The organism is Phormidesmis priestleyi BC1401, assembly GCF_001650195.1.
Taxonomy (GTDB): Bacteria; Cyanobacteriota; Cyanobacteriia; order Leptolyngbyales; family Leptolyngbyaceae; genus Phormidesmis_A; species Phormidesmis_A priestleyi_B.
Window position 1 is genome coordinate 36,479 of the sequence record NZ_LXYR01000022.1, and the last position, 18,710, is coordinate 55,188.

The following is an 18,710-nucleotide window of genomic DNA, read 5'->3' on the forward strand; positions in this document are numbered from 1 at the left end:
GAGAGATGAGGACTATAGAACTGCCACGCCCCTCGATACTAAGGATCGTGGATTTATTTAAGGTGCAACTTCTCACCCTCACCCTAGCCCTCTCCCCAAGGAGAGGGAACAAGACTCTACTCCCTTCTCCTTGGGGAGGGCAGAAGACGCTCACAAGTCTTACAGGTTATTTAATCCACGTTCATAAACGTTGTAAGTATCAGACTCCCTGAACTCTGGTGCGATAGTCTCCACTACTTAACCCGTCGGTGCCAGGGGTAGGATTTTGTTGAGCAAGCTGACGTAATCGAACCACGCGATCGGCGGCTGCGGGGTGATTGCTCAAGAAAACAGGGGCTGACGCTTTACCCGTCACCAGTTTTTGCATAAAAGCAGCCATCTGCGACTGAGCATATCCCGCTCGACCTAAGGTGATTAATCCTCGTTGGTCGGCTTCATATTCATCTTTGCGGCTGTTGGGGAGATCTAACGCGAGCTGAACGCCAATGTTGACGGCGGTGCTGCGATCGAGTCCGGCGACACCCAATAACCCTTGAGCGACTGACTTTTCTCGCATTTGTTTGATGGCGTGGCGAGCAGCGATGTGACCAATTTCATGACCGATGACGCTGGCGAGTTGCGCCTCGTTGTCGGCGGCTTTTAATAAACCACTGTGGACGTAGACATAGCCGCCCATCGTTGCAAAGGCGTTGATGCTGTTATCATCCACAACTTGAAAAGTGTAGCGAAGATTAGGACGATCGCTCTTAGCGGCGAGACGTTGACCGACTTGATTTACGTAGTCTGTGACTCTAGAGTTGCGAAGAATTCTGACTTGACTCCCAGTAATTTCGTCATTGATTTGCTGACCGAGCGCGATTTCTTGGCGATCGTTCAGGCTAGACAACTGCACGACTTGAATGCCTCGCAGCAGCAAGTCTGCCCAAGAAAAGGCTTGAGAGGCGAGGGGTTGACCGACCCAAATGCTGACGGCAACCACGAGAGAAATTAGGGGATAAAGCCAGCGACGATACGATCGTTGAAGTTGATTCACCATAAGACTATTGAGTTCAGATAAGAGGAGTGTAATGCGTTCAGACCAACCCAAGGGCAACCCGTCTAGACATGAGACGCTCGTTGACGAAAATTGGTTGCAGTCTGCTCTAAAGATTCCCTGATGCAACATTTTTGAGAGTAAACAAGGAGAATTAGTTCCAATCCTCCTACGATCGTCATGGTAATCTTGGGAGTCAAACGGCAGCAGGATTCCTTTAACAAACGCCAAAATTTATGAATTTCCGCAGTCAGTAGCGTGCTATAACTCGCTACCGTATCGGCGAAATTCAGCACCTTTTTTACGACTGGCTTCCTTTCACAACGCAACTGGGATTGGTATTTATGGCTCTTCTAGACTCTCAAGGTCGGTTATTTGGCAAGATTAGCCTTCTCGATGTCGGGGCAGGACTTGTCATTTTGATGGTGATTTTTGGTATCTTCTTCTTCCCAGGAAGCTCTGGCTCGGTTGCTCAACTTTCTGCTCCTAAGCCGATCGAGGTTGATGTGGTCGTTCGAGGGCTGAGTGCCACCGACCCGAAGAGTTTGATCAAAGAAGGTGACAAAACCAACATCATCGTCCGCAAGCAGCCGTCTGGAGAAGCCACTCTCAAGGCAGTCAAGTTTTTGCCTCGGAATACGCTAGTGCCGCAGCCAGATGGCTCTGTAAAGTCGATAGCAGACCCCAGAATTGAGGTGGCATTTGTCAATGATATGGTTTTGACACTGGTTAGCAAAGCACAGATGACCAAAGATGGTCCGGTGTTGGGGGGCGAGAAAGTTAAGGTCGGCACCTCGATCGAGTTAGATGGACCTGCCTATAATTTTACGAGTAGCGTGATTGCAGTTCGAGTTGGCAAGTAGTGATCGACAAAAACAGGGGCAGATTTTATATCTGTCCCTAACCTTGGAAAAGCTAATCCTGCTTAACTTAAAGCCGATTAGCGCATAGAGTCTCTTGCAGACTCGACTGAATCGCCTACTTTGCCCTCAGCTTTCTCAAGAGATTTCTTCAACGTTTCCTCGATCGAACCCATGCCTTGAGAATTAGAAGGACGATTCATGTTTTCAATGCCAGCGGTGCCTTGAATCGAGTTGAGTCCGCCGTCTTGTGACCGCTTCTCAATCGCTTTGATGCCTTGAGGACCGCCCTGGTCGATCGCATCTTTAGCCGTGCGCTCATATTTCTTAGCCGTGTTGCTAGCTTCACCTTTTATGGGTTGATCCTTCATTGGCAAAGCAGAAGCCATCTGAGTTGGCATTGCTAACGAAAACATTAACACTGCACAGAGACAAGCCGCGAAGACAACACGAACAGTAGATAAAAGAGACTTCATACAAATTTCCTCCAAATGGAAACTAGATTTTTGCGATAGATTCAAATTTAGTCTGCGTCTATCTACTCACAAGTTCTAACTTCGTCGCGTCTGTATCTGGAGTGACGTTTGCATAGTTCTCTTTGACTGTTTTGTCTATCAAATGATAGATGCGATCGCGGCTATTGCCCTTTAGACATAAACTCCACCCGTGGCAAAAGCGGGTCTTCTACGACTCCAAAGCCTTTAAAGCCCCAGCGATCGAGCACACTCGTGAGCTGCGTTCCAGGAATCGTTTCTACTGAGAAGCGATCGCTGACCCCTGCTGCATGTTTGTTTAGATAGCTCAATGCATCAAAATGTTCACGAAATAAGAGAACATAGCCGTTTTGGGGCGATCGAGCTTTGTCGCGATCGTCCTGGTTTGGATACGCGGCAAGATAGCTACCATCCATTCTGGAGCGGATCAGGTAATAGGTTTCAGACAGCATAAAGAGTTAATTAATATCCGCCAAGTTGATTCTGGGATCAACCGCTTTCAGCAGCAGATCAGCGATTAGGTTGCCTAAAATCAGCATGACTGCGCCCATCATCAGACTTGCCATCACCAAATATAAATCTTGAACCTGGACAGCTTGCAAAATTAATCGTCCTAGCCCAGGCCAGTTGAAGAAAAACTCAGCGATAAAGGCTCCGCTTAACAGACTGGCAAACTCAAAGCCGAGCAGAGTGACGATCGGGTTAATCGCATTTCTCAACGCGTGAACGTAGATGACTCGATTTTCAGGCAGTCCTTTCGCTCGTGCGGTTTGGATGTAGTCTTGGCGCAGAACGTCGAGGAGTTGCCCTCGCATAATGCGCTGTAATCCAGCAAAGCTAGTGACACTGAGCGCGATCGTCGGCAAAATCATGTGCCAGCCGACATCCAATATTTTACCTAAGAGTGACAGATCGGCGTGATCGATGCTGGTCATATCTCCTACCGGGAAAAGCGGCGACGTATTTTGGGCAAAAATCAGCAGCAGCAGAGCCGTAATCAAACTGGGAAATCCCTGTCCCGTATAGCTGAAGACTTGCAGCACCCGATCGACCCAGCGCTGTTGATAAATCGCGGCAGCGATGCCCATTGGAATGGCGATCGCCCACGTTACCACCAGCGACGAAATCGCAATCAGCAGCGTTGCCGGAACCCGCTCGATCAGCAGCGATACCACCGATCGATTGTAGGCAAAACTCGTGCCAAAATCGCCCTGGGTAACGATTCGCCACAGCCATAGAAAATATTGCTCGATCCAAGATTTATCTAAGCCAAACTGCTGCCTGAGTTGCTCAATGCGCTCAGGTGAAATCTTGGGATTTTCTCTCAGCGTGTCGAGATAATCACCGGGCGAAAGTTGAATGATCAAGAAACTCAGAGCCGATGCCAACAGCAACGTCAGCAAAGCTTGCAGCAGCCGCTTTGCCACGAATACAGACGTTTCGCTGGTGATTGCATCGGTGAAGCGATCCCAACTCGATCGCAGTCGTCCACGAGCAGATAGAGTCATGTTTGGGTCACGGGTCAGACAGATCTCCTAACATCCTAATACTCAACTAGCGTAATGATAGGAACATCGGGAAGTTGCTGCCGCCCGTTGAGGTCTTTTAGCTCGATCACAAAGGCGCACCCGACTAACTCGCACCCAGTTTGCTGAATCAATCGTGCCGTGGCTCCGGCGGTTCCTCCAGTAGCGATCAGGTCATCCACAATCAAAATTCGTGAGCTAGAATGCAGCGCGTCTTGATGGATTTCTAAACAATCGGTGCCATATTCCAGTTGATATTCGACTGAGTAAATGGCGGCAGGAAGTTTGCCAGGTTTGCGGACGGGGATGAAGCCGACTCCCATTTTGTACGCCAATGGTGCGCCAAAAATAAAGCCGCGCGACTCCATGCCAACAATGTAATCAGGAGCCAGATCTGCACACTTTTCAGCAAACGTGTCGATCGTATACTTCAACCCTTGGGGATTGCCCAACAGCGTTGTAATGTCTTTAAACAAGATGCCGGGTTTAGGAAAATCTGGAATTTCACGAATCAGCGCTTTGAGATCCATAGAGGTTTGAAGGCAAAAGGGTATGAGTTGGGTTATCTCACACCTTGGGTCAATTGTCATCTCGATCGGGTCAGCAAACCCCAAAAATGTTCGCTAAAATCATCTCTAGAGCGTTGCAATCGGAGTGGTATATCCTAAAAGTAGCGATCGGTGAACAAAGCCAACGAACGACAACAATTTTAACTGGAACTTGGATGACTCTTGAGGAGCAAATCAATCAGCAGCGAGTCAAACACATCGTCAGCAGCTATCAGTTAGCCGGAGACGATATCGAAGCGTTTGCTGGCTATTTAGATGAGTTGTTGCAAACTTACGCAATGTCGTTAATTGAGTTAGCGTTGGCAGAAACCCTACTAGACAATTGGGTCAATGTGCCGATGAAAACAGGCATTTTATTCTTGCAGCAAACGCACGATCGCCTAAAAAATTGGGAGACTCATTCTATTTCCAGCAGCCTCACGCCTGAAGACTTTCAGCAAATTACAGGGCTAGATCCCAGTCCGATTTTTGGAGCATCTGAGTTTCCACCGACCTCGATCGCGCGTTCCTGCTAAGAGTTCGCTTCGTCTTTCCACGGTCTCGCCTTGGCTAAGATCGCGACACCCCGCACTCGAATTCCTTGTTGATGCAGAACCTGAGTCGTCGCCTTGATCGTCGCACCCGTTGTATAAATGTCATCAAGCAACAACACTGGATGGTGAGGTTTATTTTTTTGAAAGGCTTTCCCAATCTTGAACGCCTGAAGGAGATTGTGTTCTCGTTGAGCGGCAGAAAGACCGAACTGCGCCTCGGTAGATCGGACTCGCTCTAAGCCATTCACCTGCATTGAGTGACCCGTAAAATGACAAAAGCTTTGGGCAATCAATGCTGCCTGGTTATAGCCTCGCTGCTTTTGCTTCTCACCGTGCATCGGAATCGGCACCACAATCATCGGGGAGCGATCGAGGCTAGCATCTAACCAAGACTGCGCCAACCACTGCCCTAAAGGACGAGCAATCTGGGGCTGATGGTCATATTTAAGCTGCCTGATCGCCTGCCTGACATTTCCGCCATACCATCCCCAAGCAAACACAGCGGGTTGCTCTTGCCAAAATTGGGCAGGATTCGGGAGTTTATTTTGCTGAAGCTGGCGCGTGCAGTTGGCGCAAAACTCAGTCGGGGTGGCACGTTGACAAAGCGGACAAGCCGATTGGAGAAAGAGATTGAGAAACGATCGCACAGGAGCCAACATCGACACTTAACGACTAAAGACCTGGTTAACGTGCCCCCAAATCTTTCTGAATTATTCATTCAATCGTGAGCAATCTTAGAGAAGGGGAATCGAGTCCAAAAGTAATTTACTTTCAGGATTAGAAGCGCAGAGAGTTTGCAGATCTTAGACGTTTGGAGCTTGTTTTTTGGTAGGCTGCGATCGCCAGATTCACCTGCTTTAACGGCACATACAGCGCACTTATCAGAAGAAACGTCACCCCGATCGTCAATAGAGGACGCTTTGCCAACACATCCTCTAAAATTGTCATCGCTAAGGCATCAAGATGCGTCACAATATCCCAACTGTTAAAGCGCAAAAATCGCCCCAAATAAACGCCGACCGCGCTCATAGCATGAATCGCCAACTCAGCTTTGAGAATATAGCGACCCAATCCTCGCTGTTTTAGGTAGTAGCCTAAATTGATCAGCGACACAACATATGCCTCAAACCCCGCAAAGATAAAAAACACATAGAGAGGAATCAACACTAAAGTGACAATCCAAACCGAGTGAGCATATTGACGCACCTCATCAATAAAGTGGATCACGTCGGTCAAAATGTAGGGCGCGTTTGGCAAGAAGGCAATAAAGGTCAAAACGCCCACCCACCAAAGCCACGATCGATGCCTGAGATGAAGCGGCAAGGGAGGCACAATCAGAGTTGATGTCCCCAGTTGAGTGCGACGAAACAGCAGCACGCTGAGGATGAGCGGCACGATCGCCAAAAATAAATTCCAACTCATCCAGCGAGCGTTGTCATAGAGAATGACAACCGCATTGAGAAGCACGTATTGAATAGAATATTCCATAAGTCTAGAGGCACAGTGATTTAGGTTATGAATGCCTAGCTCACACTCGTTGACTGAGGTTGAGCATCTCAAGCCGTAGTTTAAGGGCGAACCTTGTCATCGGTATGACAACCAAACCACCATTTGAGCAAAAAAATAGGATAAGCAGCGTTCGCCCCTTATCCCAATCGCTCTAAATCTCTTAAAACAAAACCCTTGAGTCGAAATTTCCACCACGTTTTACATATTCAGTCGATTGTCACGACGATATTGAGTATAGGCAGCGACAAACAGCCCCGCCAAAGTAATGGGGACTAAACCCAACACAATGCCTATCAAAATTGGCTCAATCATGGTTGCTCTCCTAAGATTTTAAGGATTTGACCCATTCGATCGGGGTGTCCTTCTTTCTTATCTTAGTCGCATCAGTCCCTCAAGTGAAGTCAGCACCTGTCTTAAGCGCCATCTTCCGGTTCAGGAGTGACGAAATTTGTTAAGATCTGCTTAGTAATTGTCTCGTTTAGTTAAGAGTTTTGAACGATCAAACCGTTAAAACCGAAAGCCCTGGGCAGAGAATCGTGTTGATCGCTCTGGTCGTGATGCTAGCGATCACGCTAGCGGTTTTTGGCATTCGACAGTTGTACAAGTCAGATCCATATATCAAAGAAGTGTTGTCGCGATCGGGCGATGCCGTTCAAGGACACGCCATTTTTCAAATGAACTGCGCGGGCTGTCATGGCTTGATGGCAGATGGCAAAGTAGGACCTAGCTTGAAAGGGGTCTCGACTCGCAAGTCTCGCACTCGGTTAATCGATCAAGTGATTAGCGGCAAAACTCCTCCCATGCCTCAATTTCAGCCGAGTCCGCAAGAGATGGCAGATGTGTTGAGCTACTTGAAGAGTCTTTAGAGAAGCTTAATCGTTTTACTCTTTGATCCTGAGCAAATAGCCAGAACTCGTCGTCACCACTAAGCCGTTCTCAGTGACCGCAATCCCCGAAGGAATGCCAAACCGAGACTTTAGAAGATTTGCGATCGCAACTCCCTTCCCCAATCGATTAACCTTGATCACAAACCCCAGATTTGTCGTCACAAACGCATTCTCATTCTGCACTGCCACCCCAAACGGAACCCCAAATCCTGCTTTTTGCAAGTCGATAAGCACTGATGTCTTCCCCGCAGGAGTGACGCGCAGCAGTTGCCCCTTAGACTGCGCCACTGCAAAATCGTCGCCCATCGTTGCCACACCGAACGGGTTGCCATCTGTCAGATCGGCGATTTTGGTGATCACTCCCGCCGCACTGACTCGCAGCAGCAGCCCCGTAGCCTCAACTACGTCGGTTGACAGAGTGACAACAGAGTCATCGCCACTCACTGCCACACCAAACGGGGCACCTGCATCGCCGCTTAACGCAGAGAGATCGGCGATCGTCGTCACCGTTCCGTCAGGCTTGACGCGCACTAAATAGTGGTTGGGGAAATAGTCTGAGGTCGTGACAACCCAGTCAGTTTTGTGAGTTGCAATCCCAAACGGGATGCCTCGGTCAGCTTTTCGCAAATCAACGAGCGTGACGATCGCCCCCTGCAAACTAACGTGCAGCAGCGTTCCATCTAGCGTCGGCACTACAAATCCTGTTGGGCTGACGGCTACGCCTTGCAGCGTGTAGAGATTTAAGTTTTGAGCGATTGCTGAAATGGCTGCCTCTTTTTGAGTCATTGATAGCACTGGCTTCTGGATCTCTATTCTGATCTTTGCTTCCTCAAGGAACGTTCGATCGCAGCCCTCAGTCTTATACAAAGCTGCGTGAGAAGTGACTTCTGATAAGTTATTCGTGCATTTGAATCGCTGCAAGTCAATTCATGTAGAATATCCGAGTTTCCTCAGATAGTTCACACAGATCTAGATGACTTCATACGATCGCACACCTGAGCGTGATTTTTTAAGAGATTTGTGGAACTCTAGACGGGCAGCAATTTCTCTGAATTAGAGGGTTTGTAGAGCTTGACGCCAGATGACTGCCACAATAGGACTCGGATCACCCATCCACCCCATTCAGGCAAACGCCCCCGCAACCATTTCTGATCTAGTCTGAAGTTAACCCAACCCTTACACGTGTCTTTAGTCGGATGAAAGCAACCAATTCAGCCCCCCTTATTCTCAAGCTAGTAGGATTTATCTTAATCCTGTCGTCGCTCATCGATTTTATTACTCTGCTCATCCCGATTAAGTCGCAAGACAATGCCTGGGTCGCGAGCACCTTCACACAACTGGTCGATCGTGGCATTATTCCGATGATCGGGCTTGCCTTCCTGTTTCTCAGTTATTTCCTAGAATCAGGAACGATCGCCTCTGAGCGGAGCAAACCGTTTCTCAGCATTAGATTTTGGGCACTGATTTTATCGAGTCTGCTGGGCTTGACGTTTCTGTTCATTGCGCCCCTCCACATGAACAACACGCGAATTCTTGCCGAGCAGTCAAACAAGCAAATCGACGATCGAGCCGCAAACCTAACGGCTGATCTCAACAACAAAGTTCAGCAGCGTCAAGATCAGTTAACGGCTGCCCTCAAAGATGAAAAGCAGCGTCAACTTCTCGACCAACAACTAGCGCAGATCAGTCAAGCGATCGCCAGTGGGCAACTCAAGGGCGACCAGTTAACTCAAGCTACCCAAGCGCAAAAAGAATTGCAGGATCTAAAAACTAATCCGTCTGCGATCGAGTCTAAAGCCAAAGATTTTAGAAATCAGGGGCTGATTAAGATTGCTGATGAGCAAAAGCAACTCAAAGCCCAAGCCGAAACTGACTTCCGCAAAACCAGTATTAGAGTCGGGTTGAGCAGTCTGCTGTTAGCGTTGGGCTATAGCATCATCGGCTGGACAGGGCTGCGAGAACTGGGAGTTTTTAGAGGCTCTCGGCTCAAGGCTCCGACCCGCTAGAGAAGCCTATTCTCAAATTGAGCGGTTGACCGTTGACGGAGTTTCTGTCGATCGTCAACCGCTTGTTGTATGTCCCTGGTTTATCCAGCGTCTAAACACCCCAGTATGGTTTCAATCTTTATTCTCACCCACAACGAAGAAATCGATATTGCGGCTTGCATTGAGTCTGCATTGCTCTCAGATGACGTGATTGTCGTCGATTCTTTGAGTCACGATCGCACCGTTGAAATTGCCAGCCGCTATCCGGTGCGGGTGATTCAACACGCGTTTGAGAGCCACGGCAAACAGCGCACTTGGATGCTGCGATCGATTCCGGTGAAGCATGAGTGGGTCTATATTCTCGAAGCCGATGAGCGGATGACTCCAACCCTATTTCAGGAGTGTTTGATCACAATTCAGCAGCCCCAACACGTTGGATATTATGTCGCCGAGCGGGTAATGTTTATGGGAACCTGGATTCGTCGCAGCACTCAATATCCTCGCTATCAACTGCGTTTGTTTGACAAACATAAAGTCTGGTTTAGCGACTATGGGCATACCGAGCGCGAAGTCGTCGAAGGCTCGACCGGATTTCTCAAAGAAACCTACCCTCACTACACCTCTAGTAAGGGCATGAGTCGCTGGATTGACAAACACAATATCTATTCAACGAACGAAGCGATCGAGACGATTCGGCAGCTTGAAAAAGGCACGATCAAATGGAGTGAGCTATGGTTTGGCAAATCAGAAGTCGATCGCCGACGTGCCCTCAAAAACCTCTCGTTGCGACTGCCATTTCGCCCGATTGTGCGCTTTGTCTATATGTATTTTTTGCTGGGTGGCATTCTCGACGGTCGCGCCGGGTTTACCTGGTGCACCTTGCAGGCGTTTTATGAATATCTAATTTTGCTCAAGGTTTGGGAAATGAAGCATCAGCTCATCTTGAACTCCACTCCTCAATCTCCTTCAGAGTCATAATGTTAAATAAGATACCATCATGTTCGGATATTCCCGATCGGGGATCAATGGTTAAATAGAAAAACCCGGATTGAAAGCCTTTAGACCTTGCAACATTTCTTTACAAGCCTTACAAATAGGGTAGATGGGTTCATAACAGCTTCTGTGAGGCTGAGAGTCGTTTCACCTAGAGGTGTGATTGCCTCAATTTAAGTCAAGATTTCAATTTTGTGATAGTTGCAGCCAGTTGAAAGAGAGGGCTACCTGTGATCCAACGTCTGAAGCAAGACTTAAAAAATGACCTGATTGCGGGTTTGTTAGTGGTGATTCCATTAGCCACTACTATTTGGCTGACGATTACGATCGCAAACTGGGTGATTAACTTTCTGACTCGCATTCCTAAGCAGATCAACCCGTTTGATGATCTCAATCCGTTTTTGGTAAACCTGCTAAACCTGACGGTTGGCTTGACTGTGCCCCTGCTGTGCATCCTGTTAATCGGGCTGATGGCACGAAACATTGCCGGACGTTGGCTTCTAGATTTTGGCGAACGAATTCTAGCAGCCATTCCTCTCGCAGGAGCTATCTATAAAACCCTCAAGCAACTGTTAGAAACAATCTTTAAAGACTCTAACGGTCGGTTTCGGCGCGTTGTGCTGGTAGAATATCCTCGCCCTGGGGTCTGGTCGATCGGGTTTGTCACCGGGGCGATCGGGGCTGAAGTTCAGTCTCATTTTCCTAGTGAGATGTTGAGTGTTTTCATTCCAACAACTCCAAACCCAACGACGGGTTGGTATGCGATCGTGCCTGAGTCGGGTGTGATTAATTTGGCGCTTCCGATCGAAGATGCGTTTAAGGTGATTATTTCGGGCGGCATTGTCAGCCCTGATGCAGTTTCGTTGACTCCTTTAGCACCAACCACTTCGAGCAAACGAGTTCTGGAGTCTCTGGTCGATCCAACCACTCGGCAAGCACTGGCTGAAGAGTAGAGGTGGCGTTGCTGAATCCAAGTATGAATTGCCCTCACCCCAACCCCTCTCCTGCGGGAGAGGTGAGCTAGTCTTGTTCCCTCTCCTGCGGGAGAGGGCTAGGGTGAGGGCTAATTCATCGGCTCATAAAGACCGGACTTGAACAATCACATTCAGTCAGTCTGGAACTTTCCACTACACCGAACAACTGTCGAAAGTTGTCCCTGTACAAAATCAGCAGAGTTCTTCTACCCTTCTCTAGATAGCACTACTTAGAACTCGTGCAGAAGCATCGAACATTCGATCGACAAATTCGCAATTAAAACACCGAGATCGACGCGGTACACTACTGAAGAACCCCCTTGAGGAAACGTTGATGGCACGATCGAACAGTGGTAAACCTGAACTGTCTGCACTAGAATCGTCTGTGATTTCAGATCCTGAAGAACCAAACCCTCAAGATACAGAAGTGCCTGAAGAGGTGGCTGAATCGGTAGAAGACGCTCAAGACGTTGACAGCATCTTAAACTCTCTCAAGACGCTACTTAGCACAGTAGAAAAACTCCAAAAAGTTCGTCAAGAAGTCGGCGACATCAAACCTCTGCTCGTGCGAATGCTCGACGGTGAACTGGTAGCGGGCGAAGATCTTGAGCAACTTAAAACTGGAGTAGGAGGTCTTTTTCGCCTGGTGCGTGCTCACAGCGATCATCAGGCAGCCTTGGCAAAAGCCCAGCCAGCCAGAAGCCTGCTAGATGAAGTGTTAAAAGTGTCTAGCACCCGCTCAGAAGTCACCTCTTAAAAGCGAACATAAAGCAGCCTAGACTCGCCGCGATCGACAACAATGCTTGTTGGGGCGAGTCATCGAGCCTGATGATTTACTAGAATCAGGCAGACACAGGTTCTTTCTCCTGAGCGAGTATCGATTCTTCACCCGATGCTTTGAACTTGAATAGAGCTGGATTGCTTTGGGTTTTTTCCAAAAATCCTCGCTGTACCCCACGAGTAAGGGTGCCTGCCACACTTTTGATGGCTCTCGGCATCTCGGCTTCCTCAAACTCGCCGTACACCTCGCGAATGATGTCAGCGGTTGAGAACGATTGCTCTGGATTAGTTGCAGTCACGTTGACCATTGCCTGAAGCGGTTCCATTCCTCGAAACGATCGCTTAGGATTTTTGGCGTTGAAGGATTGAGATTTGGGTTGTTTCCCCTTTTCCTTGGCTCTGGCTCTGGGTTGAGCTTTAACTTTTGAAGCTTTTCTAGGTGACTTTTCAGATGAATCAGACGGCTCATCGTCATCGGGTTCTGCTGAAATAGCCTCAGTAGCCTCATCCGATTGGTCACTGGTTGGCGCATCTGCTAGTGACTTTGCGCCCGTCAGCGCTCTAAAGAGGGGTGGATTCTCCTGCACTCTTTCTAACCATCCCTTCTTCGCTCCCCCCACTAATGTGATTTTCACGCTTCGCTTTGCAGTGGGTAAGTCGGCTGGGTCAAACTCGTCATAGACGGTACGAATGACTTCTTCAGCGTCAAACGTCTGCTCTGGAGAGTGGTTGACCACCTGCACCATTGCCTCGATCGGAGTCAGCCCTGCAAACTCAGCTTTGAGCACTTTGCCATTAAAATGATTGGCGGTTGGTTGCTGACCTTTTCCTTTAGACTTGGTTGACGATTGACCTTTCGGGGTTGAGGTCTTCGATTGAGCCTTTGATAAATCTGGCTGAGTTTCTAGATCTAACAGGTAATTGCCGGAACCATTGTTCTCTGATTCATCTCCTAACAGCAAATCTAGCTGTTGCAGTGCGCGATCGATTGCGGCGGTTGCTTGCTCAACTGCCGATTGAATAATGGCATCTCGATCGCTTTTGAGTCGAGATCGCTCTTGTTCTAACTGTTGCTTTACTTCGCTACTCAAAATGGAGTATGACATTGCTTCTCTTTGCCTCATCACAGATGGTTGTACCTCGATTGTAGATTGGATAATTGAATTGGAAATTTAAAGTTCAAGAGATTGCGTCTAATAGTTGGTTCCTATGACAAAGTGAGCCTCTCTGCTCACATCAGTTGATAGCGTACACTGAAGCCCAGCCCTGTAGCAGATGAGCATTACACTACTCTTACTAAGCATCACTGCTCTAACTCAAAATCTCACGCCTCTAGCACGATTCGATTAGCCCAACTTTCAGTTTGGTGCGAGGCAGAACCGCAGCAGAGGAAAGCTTTGTACTTCTCAAACTGTCTCTAAAGTGCTGAACAAATCCTCTAACTCAACGCGACTTGTGCCCTCTAAACCGGTCCTCTGGGAAGAACTAACGTGGGAGCAGATTACGCAACTGCGCGATCGAGGCGTTGATTTAATGATTTTGCCGATTGGGGCGACAGAACAACACGCCCTGCATATCTGTAGGGGTCGATACGTTTTCGGCAACAGCCGTTGCTCGTTGGCTCAATCAAAGAAGTGGGCAGGCACTATTTCTCTCAGATCTCAAACGTTGGCTGCAATTATTGTAGAAATCGCAGAATGGGTAGCGAGTGCCGGATTTTCTCGATTGCTGCTCAATGGGCACGCTACCAACTGGGCACCCTTGCGCTGTGGTTTAGAAAACGTTCGTCATCGCTATCCTGAGTTGCGAACTGCGCTGCGGTTCCTTCGGAGTTGCGCAGAGCGCTAACCGCTGTGGGAAATCTCGCCCAAGATTCACGAGTTTTATCATCACGATGCCGTCAACTTTCACGCTAATTGTGCAGAAACTTCAGTAATGTTGGCACTGCGACCCGATCTAGTACAAATGAATCGAGCCGTAGATGAACCAGATCGATCGGCACATTGTTTCTTTGCTTACAGAGTGGATAAAGAAAGCGTTCATAGCGGTGTTGGAACTCCCAGTCAGGCAGATGAAGCATTTGGACAAGCGACTTTAGCAGCTTGTATTACAGAATTGAGTGCCCAACTTCAACAGGCAATGATTGAGAAAACACCGTTAGAAGAATTACCACCAGCGTTACCAGATATGTTTTAATTACCATTAACAAATCTATTCACAAAACAATGAGCCACGAATCTACTTCAGAATTGCAGCAGCTAAAAGCAGCGCTGGAAAAACAGGGTGTGAAATACGCGATCGCCAGCTTTGTCGATGTTCATGGGATGTGCAAAGCAAAGATGGTGCCACTGACGCATTTTGACCAAATGATGCAGGGGTCAGAATTATTCACAGGAGCCGCGTTAGACGGGGTTCCTCAAGCCGTGAATGATGATGAGGTCGCGGCAATGCCCGATCCAGCAAGCGCCACAATTCTGCCCTGGAATTCAGAAATGGCTTGGTTTGCCAGCGATCTGTATTTGCAGGGCAAACCATTTGAAGCGTGCTGTCGCAGCATTCTCAAGTCGGTTTTGCAGCAAGCGGCAGAGATGGGCTTTCAGTTCAACCTGGGGATTGAAACAGAGTTTTTTATTCTCAAAGATCAGCCTGGGCAGGCAGTTCCTGTTAGCGATCGTGACACGCTAGACAAACCTTGTTATGACCTGCAAGGGCTGCTGGATAACTACACCTGGGTAGATGAAATTGTGCAGGCGATGAATCACCTCGGCTGGGATGTATACTCATTTGACCATGAAGATGGCAATGGTCAGTTTGAAACAGATTTTGCCTATGCAGACGCGTTAACGATGTCCGATCGCCTCACGTTTTTTCGCTTAATGGTGAAAGAAATTGCTCGCAAACATGGTTATTTTGCCACCTTTATGCCAAAGCCGTTTGCCAACCGAACTGGAAGCGGTGCTCACTATAATATGTCGCTGGCAGATCTGAGGACGGGAGAAAACTTGTTTGTCGATCTTCAAGACGCGCGTCACTGTGGGTTGTCAAAATTAGGCTATCAGTTCATCGCAGGCGTGTTGCGTCATGCCCCCGCAATTTGTGCGGTGATTGCGCCGACGGTAAATAGCTACAAACGGTTAGTGGCACGGGGCAGCATGTCAGGATTCACTTGGGCACCTGTTTACATCTGCTACGGCAACAACAACCGAACAAATATGTTACGCATTCCACTGGGGGGCGGACGGGTAGAGTGCCGCGCTGCCGATATTTCAAGCAATCCCTACCTGGGTGCTGCAATGATTTTGGCGGCTGGGTTAGAAGGTATTCGCGAAGATCTAGATCCCGGTGAGCCACACACTGAAAATATGTATACGTCCACTTCGACAGAGCTGACTGAAATGGGAATCAAAACGCTGCCGCGAACCTTGGGGGAAGCGATCGAAGCCTTTGCATTTGATCCATTAAGCAAATCAGTGATGGGATCGTTGATGTACAAAACTTATATTGACTTCAAAACACAGGAATGGTTTGAGTATCACAATCATGTATCTGATTGGGAAATCCAGCGCTATCTAAAGTTTTTCTAAGAGAGATTCGATAAATTGCCCGCAGTATAACCAACTGGATTAGGACATTGCTGTAAGAATGCCCACCGCTTAGACAAGGGCTTAGGGCGTGTTTTGAACCTCTTTCGCGTCGATTCTGCCTCGCCCTGAACTGAAGTTCAAGCTATCTGGGGAAGGTCCGTTGAAACGAACTCAGGATCTGACTTGACTCGCGTTCAGTCCGTTTGAACAGACTTCCCACTATCAGCCCGAACTTGAGTTCAGGGCGGGATGGCAACGAAGACCAGAGCTTCAAACTACTGCTTAAGCCCCTTGTCCTACCTTGATTAACGATCGCCCATTTTGCTGTGCTAGATCCCCGGCTTCTCTAAGAATCGGGGATTTTAACAAGAGAACCCAATCTTTAATGACGAGTTTGATCTGCCCAAGGCGTAAGAACTGCCGAAAGCCACTTTAAGCCATAGTCGATCGCCAGCCCGATCACCCCAATCAGCAAAATGCAGAACAATACTTTCTCAGTTTGTAAGTAACGCTGTGCCTGAATGATTCTGAATCCCAAACCTGATTGAGCAGCCACGAGTTCGGCAATCACTAGATAGTTCCACGCGCCAGAAATATTTACTCGCAGCGTATCCAACACACTGGGGAAAGTTGCCGGAACAATCACCTTAAACAAAACATCTCGCCGAGTTGCCCCTAGCGTATATGCTACATTGATCATCTCGCTGGGAATAAATTTAACCGCATCGGCAACCATAATTGCGTTGTACAACACAACACCCAACGTAATGATCAAAACCTTAGATTCTTCGCCCAACCCCAGCCAGATCACAATCAACGGCACGAACGCAGTCACAGGCATATATCGCACCGTTCCCACAAATGGCGCGAACAAACTGTTCATGCTGTAAAACGTGCCCATCGCAATGCCGATCGGCACTCCGATGATCGCTGCGGCTAAGAAACCCGCTAACACTCGACCGCAACTGATAATTACATCGGTCAGCAAATCGTTATTGGCAAACATCTCAATTCCAGCTTGCACAACCGCAGTTGGAGTAGGAAGAAACAAGGGCGGCACCATCTTGCCATAGCTGACGATCGCCCACAGCAACAGCGGAACCGCCAGGGAAACGATGACGATCAACGCTGCCAATCGCCGCGAGAAGCCTTGACGAATGCTCCAGAAGACCGAAGGCTTTAGATAGTGATAGTGACGATCGGAAGAGGGAGATGAATCGAGACTCGCATTAGCCACTGAGATAGTCCTTTATCAAGTAATACACCGACCTGCCTCAAACCGATTGAGCGGCACCTCAAAAAGGTAACGTCAACCTTCACTGACATTCCTCAGTTTAGACAGACACTCACGCTTTTTTGTATTGAAGGCTACTCGATCGTCATTTTCAGGCTGAGTAAAATTAACCTCTTGCGTAAATCTGGACAGCCCTCCTCACGAAGTGGGGCAAAGCCCTCGCCAACCCTTCTTCCCAGGGAGAAGGGAGCTAGAATCTCTGGTTCCTTCTCTTTAGGGAGAGAGGGGCTAGGGTGAGGGCGAAGGATTCGTGCAGGAGGTCTAATCGTAAAATCGTAAATTCTGAAGCTCCACATCCAGCAAATTTGTAGCCTCAGACTTTCTCCGTAAATTTGCTGGATTTAGGTTGAGCGAAGGACTGTTTCTGTATCCAAATTAACATTTTGAAACGACGCTATCTAGTTAGCTAGTAGAGAAACTTCGATTTTTGCTGCCTAATCCTGGACGTTCAACTATGCTCGACACTCGATCTCAAGATTTACGGGGGCAACCTGAGAGGGCGATCGAAGCCAGGCTCGTGCCCATTCCTCCCAAGCTTGAGGTTCGTGGCTTGTCTAAATCGTTTGCAACGCAAGACGGCTCAATGGCGGTGCTAGACGATATCAATATTCAGCTTTTTCCACGAGAATTTGTCTGTCTGGTGGGTTCGTCGGGATGTGGTAAATCTACATTGCTTAACATTGTGGCGGGGTTGGCAAATCCTTCGTCCGGCAGCGTGTTGGTCGATGGGCGAGCAGTCACAGGTCCCGGCTCCGATCGCGGCATGGTGTTTCAAAACTACACCCTCTATCCGTGGCTGACGGTTTCCCAGAACATTGCGTTTGGGTTACAGCTCCGCAAAATGCCCAAATCAGAGCAGCGAGAACGGATTGATTACTACCTAAATGTCGTGGGGTTGACCCAGTTTGCAAAGTCCTATCCAAAACAACTGTCGGGAGGCATGAAGCAGCGAGTTGCGATCGCTCGTGCTCTAGCCAACGAGCCAGCCGTTTTGTTGATGGATGAGCCGTTTGGCGCGTTAGATGCTCAAACCAAAGAGCAAATGCAGCAATTTTTATTAGAACTCTGGGAGCAAACCCACGTAACGGTTTTGATGATCACTCACGATGTAGAAGAAGCGATTTATCTGTCGCAGCGAGTCTATGTAATGGGTACGCGTCCAGGGCGAATGAAGTTAGAAGTTCCGGTCGGTCTGCCAGAACACCGCAACTTAGACATGAAGCTGTCGCCTGAGTTTGTTGACGTTAAACGGCAGGTTTTGCATTCACTGCGCGAGTAAGACAATCAGGCGTACAGCAGCATCACCGATCCTGCAACGTTAGCCCCTAATCGAAAAAGGCAGCTATCAAGAAAGGTTGATTCCTGATGCGGGTGCCCGTTGAAAGCACAATGCCGCCTTGAACTGAGTAGGATGTCGCACAAATGTGATTTGCGATACTTCTTTCCTGCGGTCGCGTGTTAAAAATAGTGACATTGATCACAGCCGCCAGGAGTAGCAAACTGCCCCGTTGAAGATCTTGTGCCAGAAAAATTTATCGCTTCTAGGGTTCCGATCGAGCCTCAATCAGAAATGGATGGCTTGATGACTGGTCCGAGAGAAGCAGGCTGTTTGGCGCAATGCAGACAGTTACACGGCGGGACAAAAGCCCGGGAGAGACGATTAACAGCGATAAGTCTGTTGCGGCTCTT

Annotated in this window: 20 protein-coding genes, 1 pseudogene and 1 riboswitch; of the genes and pseudogenes, 10 read left to right on the forward strand and 11 right to left on the reverse strand. The window is 48.4% G+C overall.

All coding sequences use genetic code 11. The features are described from left to right. Positions 1-199 precede the first annotated feature (199 nt). Entirely contained in the window at positions 200-1,036 is an 837-nt protein-coding gene (locus A8707_RS13295) for a M48 family metallopeptidase (RefSeq protein WP_068817774.1), read from the reverse strand. Positions 1,037-1,377: 341 nt separating this feature from the next. Here A8707_RS13295 and A8707_RS13300 point away from each other — a divergent pair, with 341 nt between their 5' ends. After that, positions 1,378-1,896: a DUF4330 domain-containing protein gene (locus A8707_RS13300; protein WP_068817730.1), complete on the forward strand. Its 519-nt coding sequence runs from the start codon at positions 1,378-1,380 to the stop codon at positions 1,894-1,896. Between the two features lie 77 nt (positions 1,897-1,973). Here the strand turns inward: A8707_RS13300 and A8707_RS13305 are convergent, their stop codons facing one another. The 4 genes from A8707_RS13305 to A8707_RS13320 all read right to left on the reverse strand — a co-directional run bounded on the left by A8707_RS13305 (position 1,974) and on the right by A8707_RS13320 (position 4,443). Continuing rightward, a complete protein-coding gene (locus A8707_RS13305; RefSeq protein ID WP_068817731.1) occupies positions 1,974-2,369 on the reverse strand; it encodes a hypothetical protein in 396 nt (131 codons plus the stop codon). A 161-nt stretch (positions 2,370-2,530) separates the two neighbouring features. Beyond that, positions 2,531-2,839 (reverse strand): hypothetical protein, encoded by a 309-nt coding sequence (locus A8707_RS13310; protein WP_068817732.1) that lies wholly within the window; start codon positions 2,837-2,839, stop codon positions 2,531-2,533. Positions 2,840-2,845: 6 nt separating this feature from the next. Further along, on the reverse strand, positions 2,846-3,895 hold the full coding sequence (locus A8707_RS13315; RefSeq protein WP_068817733.1) for an ABC transporter permease: 1,050 nt from the start codon (positions 3,893-3,895) through the stop codon (positions 2,846-2,848). 35 nt (positions 3,896-3,930) lie between these two features. Beyond that, on the reverse strand, positions 3,931-4,443 hold the full coding sequence (locus tag A8707_RS13320) for an adenine phosphoribosyltransferase (RefSeq protein WP_068817734.1): 513 nt from the start codon (positions 4,441-4,443) through the stop codon (positions 3,931-3,933). Between the two features lie 86 nt (positions 4,444-4,529). On the opposite strand from A8707_RS13320, the gene A8707_RS13325 reads away from it, so the two are divergent. Further along, on the forward strand, positions 4,530-4,997 hold the full coding sequence (locus A8707_RS13325; protein WP_231948055.1) for a hypothetical protein: 468 nt from the start codon (positions 4,530-4,532) through the stop codon (positions 4,995-4,997). Here the strand turns inward: A8707_RS13325 and A8707_RS13330 are convergent. From A8707_RS13330 to petG, 3 genes are all read right to left on the reverse strand, one after another. Next, entirely contained in the window at positions 4,994-5,674 is a 681-nt protein-coding gene (locus tag A8707_RS13330; protein WP_068817735.1) for a ComF family protein, read from the reverse strand. The two genes, A8707_RS13325 and A8707_RS13330, sit on opposite strands and share 4 nt — an antisense overlap. 118 nt (positions 5,675-5,792) lie before the next feature. Next, a complete protein-coding gene (locus A8707_RS13335) occupies positions 5,793-6,503 on the reverse strand; it encodes a DUF1361 domain-containing protein (RefSeq protein ID WP_068817736.1) in 711 nt (236 codons plus the stop codon). A gap of 219 nt (positions 6,504-6,722) precedes the next feature. Next, complete coding sequence (petG, locus tag A8707_RS13340; protein ID WP_068817737.1) at positions 6,723-6,836, reverse strand: cytochrome b6-f complex subunit V; 114 nt, start codon at positions 6,834-6,836, stop codon at positions 6,723-6,725. A 179-nt stretch (positions 6,837-7,015) separates the two neighbouring features. Here petG and A8707_RS13345 point away from each other — a divergent pair, with 179 nt between their 5' ends. Then, on the forward strand, positions 7,016-7,390 hold the full coding sequence (locus A8707_RS13345) for a c-type cytochrome (RefSeq protein ID WP_068817738.1): 375 nt from the start codon (positions 7,016-7,018) through the stop codon (positions 7,388-7,390). Between the two features lie 15 nt (positions 7,391-7,405). On the opposite strand, the gene A8707_RS13350 is transcribed toward A8707_RS13345, so the two are convergent. Next, positions 7,406-8,197, reverse strand: a complete 792-nt coding sequence (locus A8707_RS13350; protein WP_068817739.1) for an NHL repeat-containing protein — start codon at positions 8,195-8,197, stop codon at positions 7,406-7,408. 410 nt (positions 8,198-8,607) lie between these two features. On the opposite strand from A8707_RS13350, the gene A8707_RS13355 reads away from it, so the two are divergent. From A8707_RS13355 to A8707_RS13370, 4 genes are all read left to right on the forward strand, one after another. After that, positions 8,608-9,417 carry an HpsJ family protein gene (locus tag A8707_RS13355; protein WP_068817740.1) on the forward strand — a complete coding sequence of 270 codons (810 nt, stop codon included), beginning with the start codon at positions 8,608-8,610 and terminating at the stop codon, positions 9,415-9,417. A gap of 69 nt (positions 9,418-9,486) precedes the next feature. Continuing rightward, entirely contained in the window at positions 9,487-10,374 is an 888-nt protein-coding gene (locus A8707_RS13360) for a glycosyltransferase family 2 protein (RefSeq protein ID WP_231948056.1), read from the forward strand. Positions 10,375-10,619: 245 nt separating this feature from the next. Then, positions 10,620-11,342 (forward strand): DUF502 domain-containing protein, encoded by a 723-nt coding sequence (locus tag A8707_RS13365; protein ID WP_068817741.1) that lies wholly within the window; start codon positions 10,620-10,622, stop codon positions 11,340-11,342. A 355-nt stretch (positions 11,343-11,697) separates the two neighbouring features. After that, entirely contained in the window at positions 11,698-12,120 is a 423-nt protein-coding gene (locus A8707_RS13370; RefSeq protein WP_068817742.1) for a hypothetical protein, read from the forward strand. Between the two features lie 85 nt (positions 12,121-12,205). Here A8707_RS13370 and A8707_RS13375 read toward each other — a convergent pair whose 3' ends face one another. Continuing rightward, on the reverse strand, positions 12,206-13,249 hold the full coding sequence (locus A8707_RS13375; RefSeq protein ID WP_068817743.1) for a hypothetical protein: 1,044 nt from the start codon (positions 13,247-13,249) through the stop codon (positions 12,206-12,208). Positions 13,250-13,676: 427 nt separating this feature from the next. Here A8707_RS13375 and A8707_RS29705 point away from each other — a divergent pair. Next, positions 13,677-14,339, forward strand: a pseudogene (locus A8707_RS29705) (creatininase family protein). A gap of 29 nt (positions 14,340-14,368) precedes the next feature. Continuing rightward, positions 14,369-15,727: a type III glutamate--ammonia ligase gene (glnT, locus tag A8707_RS13390; RefSeq protein ID WP_068817746.1), complete on the forward strand. Its 1,359-nt coding sequence runs from the start codon at positions 14,369-14,371 to the stop codon at positions 15,725-15,727. A gap of 382 nt (positions 15,728-16,109) precedes the next feature. Here the strand turns inward: glnT and A8707_RS13395 are convergent, their stop codons facing one another. Continuing rightward, positions 16,110-16,964 carry an ABC transporter permease gene (locus A8707_RS13395; protein WP_068817747.1) on the reverse strand — a complete coding sequence of 285 codons (855 nt, stop codon included), beginning with the start codon at positions 16,962-16,964 and terminating at the stop codon, positions 16,110-16,112. 511 nt (positions 16,965-17,475) lie between these two features. Here A8707_RS13395 and A8707_RS13400 point away from each other — a divergent pair. After that, positions 17,476-18,300 (forward strand): ABC transporter ATP-binding protein, encoded by an 825-nt coding sequence (locus tag A8707_RS13400; RefSeq protein ID WP_068817748.1) that lies wholly within the window; start codon positions 17,476-17,478, stop codon positions 18,298-18,300. Positions 18,301-18,551: 251 nt separating this feature from the next. Next, positions 18,552-18,677, forward strand: a riboswitch (guanidine-I (ykkC/yxkD leader). The last annotated feature ends 33 nt before the right edge of the window (positions 18,678-18,710 follow it).

What these genes read in the sequence shown, in the direction of transcription:
- A8707_RS13295 (WP_068817774.1), bottom strand. Translation starts at nt 1,036, where the DNA reads ATGGTGAATCAACTTCAACGATCGTATCGTCGCTGGCTTTATCCCCTA.
- A8707_RS13300 (WP_068817730.1), top strand. Translation starts at nt 1,378, where the DNA reads ATGGCTCTTCTAGACTCTCAAGGTCGGTTATTTGGCAAGATTAGCCTT.
- A8707_RS13305 (WP_068817731.1), bottom strand. Translation starts at nt 2,369, where the DNA reads ATGAAGTCTCTTTTATCTACTGTTCGTGTTGTCTTCGCGGCTTGTCTC.
- A8707_RS13310 (WP_068817732.1), bottom strand. Translation starts at nt 2,839, where the DNA reads ATGCTGTCTGAAACCTATTACCTGATCCGCTCCAGAATGGATGGTAGC.
- A8707_RS13315 (WP_068817733.1), bottom strand. Translation starts at nt 3,895, where the DNA reads ATGACTCTATCTGCTCGTGGACGACTGCGATCGAGTTGGGATCGCTTC.
- A8707_RS13320 (WP_068817734.1), bottom strand. Translation starts at nt 4,443, where the DNA reads ATGGATCTCAAAGCGCTGATTCGTGAAATTCCAGATTTTCCTAAACCC.
- A8707_RS13325 (WP_231948055.1), top strand. Translation starts at nt 4,530, where the DNA reads ATGTTCGCTAAAATCATCTCTAGAGCGTTGCAATCGGAGTGGTATATC.
- A8707_RS13330 (WP_068817735.1), bottom strand. Translation starts at nt 5,674, where the DNA reads ATGTTGGCTCCTGTGCGATCGTTTCTCAATCTCTTTCTCCAATCGGCT.
- A8707_RS13335 (WP_068817736.1), bottom strand. Translation starts at nt 6,503, where the DNA reads ATGGAATATTCTATTCAATACGTGCTTCTCAATGCGGTTGTCATTCTC.
- petG (WP_068817737.1), bottom strand. Translation starts at nt 6,836, where the DNA reads ATGATTGAGCCAATTTTGATAGGCATTGTGTTGGGTTTAGTCCCCATT.
- A8707_RS13350 (WP_068817739.1), bottom strand. Translation starts at nt 8,197, where the DNA reads ATGACTCAAAAAGAGGCAGCCATTTCAGCAATCGCTCAAAACTTAAAT.
- A8707_RS13355 (WP_068817740.1), top strand. Translation starts at nt 8,608, where the DNA reads ATGAAAGCAACCAATTCAGCCCCCCTTATTCTCAAGCTAGTAGGATTT.
- A8707_RS13360 (WP_231948056.1), top strand. Translation starts at nt 9,487, where the DNA reads ATGTCCCTGGTTTATCCAGCGTCTAAACACCCCAGTATGGTTTCAATC.
- A8707_RS13370 (WP_068817742.1), top strand. Translation starts at nt 11,698, where the DNA reads ATGGCACGATCGAACAGTGGTAAACCTGAACTGTCTGCACTAGAATCG.
- A8707_RS13375 (WP_068817743.1), bottom strand. Translation starts at nt 13,249, where the DNA reads ATGTCATACTCCATTTTGAGTAGCGAAGTAAAGCAACAGTTAGAACAA.
- glnT (WP_068817746.1), top strand. Translation starts at nt 14,369, where the DNA reads ATGAGCCACGAATCTACTTCAGAATTGCAGCAGCTAAAAGCAGCGCTG.
- A8707_RS13400 (WP_068817748.1), top strand. Translation starts at nt 17,476, where the DNA reads ATGCTCGACACTCGATCTCAAGATTTACGGGGGCAACCTGAGAGGGCG.